Origin of the sequence: Actinomadura sp. NTSP31 (assembly GCF_041951385.1) — a bacterium.
GTDB classification, from domain to species: Bacteria; Actinomycetota; Actinomycetes; order Streptosporangiales; family Streptosporangiaceae; genus Spirillospora; species Spirillospora napierensis.
This window is the reverse complement of sequence record NZ_JBGNUT010000066.1, coordinates 1-4,030: the sequence shown is the minus strand read 5'-3', so window position 1 is coordinate 4,030 and position 4,030 is coordinate 1. Positions and strand designations below refer to the sequence as shown.

The following is a 4,030-nucleotide window of genomic DNA, read 5'->3' as shown; positions in this document are numbered from 1 at the left end:
TGCCTCAAAGAAATCCCCACCATCTCCGAAGAGACGGCACGGGGCGATCCGGCCAACCGGCCGGACCGATAAAGGCACTGGCTTTTAACACGCTGTTGAGTTCTCAAGAAACGGACACCCACCGCGCCGGACCCGCTTTCGCGAGCCCCGCTCCGGGGCAACCCTGCTAACTTACCAGAGCCATCCTCGTTGTCAAGCCGATCCGTGAAGATCTTTTCGACGATCGAGAGAAGTTCCTGGTTCTCCACGTGCCGGATCGGACAGGCCTGTGACCTGTCGTGATCGTTCGGTGGAGGTGCCCTTCGGGCCGGCCGCCTTGCGGCGTCCTGCATCCCGTCCCGGGCTGGTCCAGCCATCGTACCCCAGCCCGGGCGCTGCCCGAACCGTTTTCCGAAGCCTGGTCCCCCGGGCCGTCCGCCTCTCGGCGTCCCGCATCCCTTGGGGCGGAAGTGACATTAGAAGCCGTCCGGTGAAGCGTCAAATCAGGATGCCGCCATGGCCCTTCCCCCTGACTCCCGAGTGCCGTCGGCAGACCCGATGACCTCCCTTTTCACGGGTCTCGTGGGCCGGGTCACACTGCGGTACCGTTCGCAGACCCGCGTCGCCTGCGGGCCGGAGCCCGCTCCGGCGCAGCGGCGGCGGGCTCCCCGTTCGCGGCCGGTCCCCGACGCCGGCCGAGGTCAGGAGGAACGCTCGTGAGTGTCCCCGCAACCGTCGGCGCCTCCGCGGAGCGCCTGGTGGTCGCCGCGACGATGGGGCCGACGGTCCACGACGTGCACGCTTGGCGGTTCAAGGTCGTGGCCGGGCTCATCGAACTGCACGCCGACCCGGACAGGTTCCGGCCGCTGCGCGACCCCGCGGGCCGCGGGCTGCATCTGGCCAGCGGCGCCGCGCTGGTGAACCTGCGGCTGACCGCCGCCCAGCTCGGGCACGAGGCCGTGGTGCGGCTGCTGCCCGACGCGGAACGGCCCGCCCTCCTCGCCACCGTCCGGCTCGCGGGACGGCATCGCGTGACGCGCGAGGAGCGGCTCCTCTGCGCGGCCACGCTGCGCCCCTCCCCCACCGTGCCGTCACCGTCCGGCACGCGCCCGTCGATGCACGTCTTCAACGAGCTCCACGAGGCGGCCCGGCTGGAGGGGGCGGCGCTTCATCCCCTGCCGCCGCGCCCTGGCGGCGTCGCACAGCGCGCTGTCCTGACCACCGCCGGCGACTCCCGCGCGGCGTGGCTGCGGGCGGGGCAGGCCCTCCAGCGGGTGCTGCTCAGCGGTACGGCCCGGTCCGTGTCGGCCTCGTTCAGTTTCGAGGCGGCGGGCGTCCCCGGAGTGCGCGATGTGACCGCGCCCGGCGACGTGCCGCAGGCGCTGCTCGAACTCGTCCAGGACGTCCCGGCGCGGTCCCGCCGGCGGCTACTCGAGCCGGCGGTAGAGCGACAGCACGAAGGACAAGGGAACTGGCAGCGGGTCGGGTAGCGGCCGGAGACGGTCCCACAGCCGTTCCGCCGGGACGTGGTGCGCACTGGGTCCCATTCCCACGAGAGTCGCGACCTCCTCATGGGAGAGGACGGCCTCACCCTCGATCCGCTGCCGTGAATCGAACTTGAAGTAGCCGGACAGTGCCGTGTCCATCCGCTCGGTCTTGCGTTCGTCGATCGACAGCAGCCCCAGCGACTCCACGAGCGCGCCGAGATGCCCCGGCGACGGCGTCACGGTGAAGAGGGACCCTTCAGGGCTCAGCACCCGGTGGAACTCGGCGGCGTTCCGGGGGGCGAACACGTTCACGACCGTCGCCGCGGCACCGTCCCGGACCGGGAGCGGACGCCACAGGTCCGCGACGACGGCCCCGGCGCGGGGATGCGCCTTCGCCGCGCGGCGGGCGGCGTGCTTGGAGATGTCCAGGGCGAGCCCCAGCGCGTCCGGCGAGCGGTCCAGGATCCGGCTCAGGTAATGGCCGGTGCCGGCGCCCGCGTCGAGGACCAGGGCGCGCCCGTCCAGGGTCCGGGCGACGCCGGCGGCGAGACGCTCGGCGGGCGCCTCGAAATGGCCGGCGCCGAGGAACGCGGCGCGGGCGCGCACCATCTCGGGCGTGTCGGCCGTGCCGGGACGGGCGTTGCCGGGCAGGAGGTTCGCATAGCCCTGCCGCGCGATGTCGAACGCATGCCCGGACGGGCAGAGCAGGCCCCGCTCCGCCAACGCCAGATCCCCTCCGCAGACGGGGCACACCAGGTACGGGACGACATCGGCGAGCATCCGTCCATCATCGTGCATCGGCGGCCCGCGGCGGGCGCCTCGGGCCGCATCTTTGCCATCCCGCCGCGCCGGTGACGGCCGCGCGTCCCCAGCCCGCAACCCGCCCGGCGCGCGGCCCCCGGTGACGGGGGCTCAGGTCTCGGCGCGGCGCTGGACGTCCTCCATGTCGAGGGCGCGGACCTGCTCGATCACGTTCTCCAGCACCGGCTCCGGCAGCGCCCCCGGCTCGGCGAAGACGATCACGCCGTCGCGGATCGCCATCAGTGTCGGGATCGAGGCGATCCCGAACCGCTCGGACAGTTCGGGCTGGGCCTCGGTGTCGACCTTGCCGAAGACGATGTCGTCGTGCTTGCCCGAGGACTTCTCGAAGACGGGCGCGAACCGCTTGCACGGCCCGCACCACTCCGCCCAGAAGTCGACCAGCACGATGCCGTCTCCCTGTGCCACCTCATCGAAGTTCTCGGCGGTGAGTGTGACGGTCGCCATGTCGGTTTCTCCTCTGCCGGGGTATCAGGACGGTAGAGCGGCTGACAGCCTCGCAGTATTCCCCACCCGGGAATCACAGGACGGTAATTAGCGTTGACCTCATAGGGAGATCGCACCGGAGAAGGGTCAGGATGGCTGCAACCCGTACCAAGGGCGACAGGGTCGACGTCCCCGACAAGGATCTTGTCGGAGCGTACCTCGACCGGATCGGCCGTACTCCCCTGCTCGACGCGCAGGAGGAGGTCGATCTGGCCAAGGCGATCGAAGGGGGCCTGTACGCCGAACAGCTTCTCGAGGAGGGGCGCACGCCGGAGGGCGCGTCCCGTGGGGAGCTGGAGGAGCTGGTCGCGGCGGGGCTGCGCGCAAAGCAGCGCTTCGTCGAGGCCAACCTGCGGCTGGTCGTCTCGATCGCCCGGAAGTACCCGACCGATTCGTTGCCCCTCATTGACCTCATTCAGGAGGGGAACCTGGGGCTGATGCGCGCGGTGGAGAAATTTGACTACCGGCGCGGCTTCAAGTTCTCCACGTACGCGACGTGGTGGATCAGGCAGGCGATCGGGCGCGGGCTCAGCCACACCGCCCGCACGATCCGGCTGCCGGTCCACGTGGAGGAGGAGCTTTCCCGGTTGCGGCGCGCCGAGCGCCAGCTCGGCCGCGAGCTGGGCCGCGAGCCGACCCGTGAGGAGCTCGCCGGCACGCTCGGCGCGGAGCCCGAGCACGTCGACGAGCTGCTGCGCTGGCGGCGCGATCCGGCGAGCCTCGACGCGACGGTCGACGACGCCGGGGAGACGCCGATGGGCGACCTGCTGGAGGATCCGGACGCCGTGACGCCCGAGGCGGAGATCCTGGCGCTGGACGACCTGGAGGGGCTCGGCCGGCTGCTGGACCGGCTGCCCGAGCGGGAGTCGGCGATCCTGCGGGCCCGGTTCGGGATGGACAGCGGCCAGCCGCTGTCCTACGCGCAGATCGGCGCCAGGTACGGCCTCAGTCACAACCGGGTGCGGCAGATCACCGACCGTTCGCTGCGGCGGCTGCGCCAGCTGGCGACCGAGACGGACCTGAGCGGCCGCCGGGCGCTGGCGGGCGCGCCGGCTCCGGCGCAGGAACCCGTCCGGGCCACCGCCGGATTCCGCGCGGCATGACCATTTGAACCGACACGACCGCAGGGCGTAACTTTCGCCGGCCGGGCGGCCCCCGGGCCGCCCGGCCGGCTTTCTGCTGGGCGCCGGTGGCGGACCGGCCCCGCCCACCCGCGGGAGGAATCCCCACAGAGCCCCCCACCCGTCCCCGACGGCGCG

Annotated in this window: 5 protein-coding genes; 2 read left to right on the top strand and 3 right to left on the bottom strand. The window is 72.0% G+C overall.

All coding sequences use genetic code 11. The features are described from left to right. Nucleotides 1–248, bottom strand: a 248-nt coding sequence (locus ACA514_RS48190; protein WP_375048282.1) for a hypothetical protein, incomplete at its 3' end; no start/stop codon positions are given. 447 nt (nt 249–695) lie between these two features. Here ACA514_RS48190 and ACA514_RS48185 point away from each other — a divergent pair. Continuing rightward, a complete protein-coding gene (locus tag ACA514_RS48185) occupies nt 696–1,469 on the top strand; it encodes a hypothetical protein (protein ID WP_375048281.1) in 774 nt (257 codons plus the stop codon). Here the strand turns inward: ACA514_RS48185 and ACA514_RS48180 are convergent. Both ACA514_RS48180 and trxA read right to left on the bottom strand, forming a co-directional pair. Continuing rightward, nucleotides 1,407–2,246 (bottom strand): putative RNA methyltransferase, encoded by an 840-nt coding sequence (locus tag ACA514_RS48180; RefSeq protein ID WP_375048280.1) that lies wholly within the window; start codon nt 2,244–2,246, stop codon nt 1,407–1,409. The genes ACA514_RS48185 and ACA514_RS48180 overlap by 63 nt on opposite strands. 132 nt (nt 2,247–2,378) lie before the next feature. Further along, nucleotides 2,379–2,732: a thioredoxin gene (trxA, locus tag ACA514_RS48175; protein WP_375048279.1), complete on the bottom strand. Its 354-nt coding sequence runs from the start codon at nt 2,730–2,732 to the stop codon at nt 2,379–2,381. Nucleotides 2,733–2,863: 131 nt separating this feature from the next. Here trxA and ACA514_RS48170 point away from each other — a divergent pair, with 131 nt between their 5' ends. Next, on the top strand, nt 2,864–3,874 hold the full coding sequence (locus ACA514_RS48170; RefSeq protein ID WP_375048278.1) for an RNA polymerase sigma factor RpoD/SigA: 1,011 nt from the start codon (nt 2,864–2,866) through the stop codon (nt 3,872–3,874). The last annotated feature ends 156 nt before the right edge of the window (nt 3,875–4,030 follow it).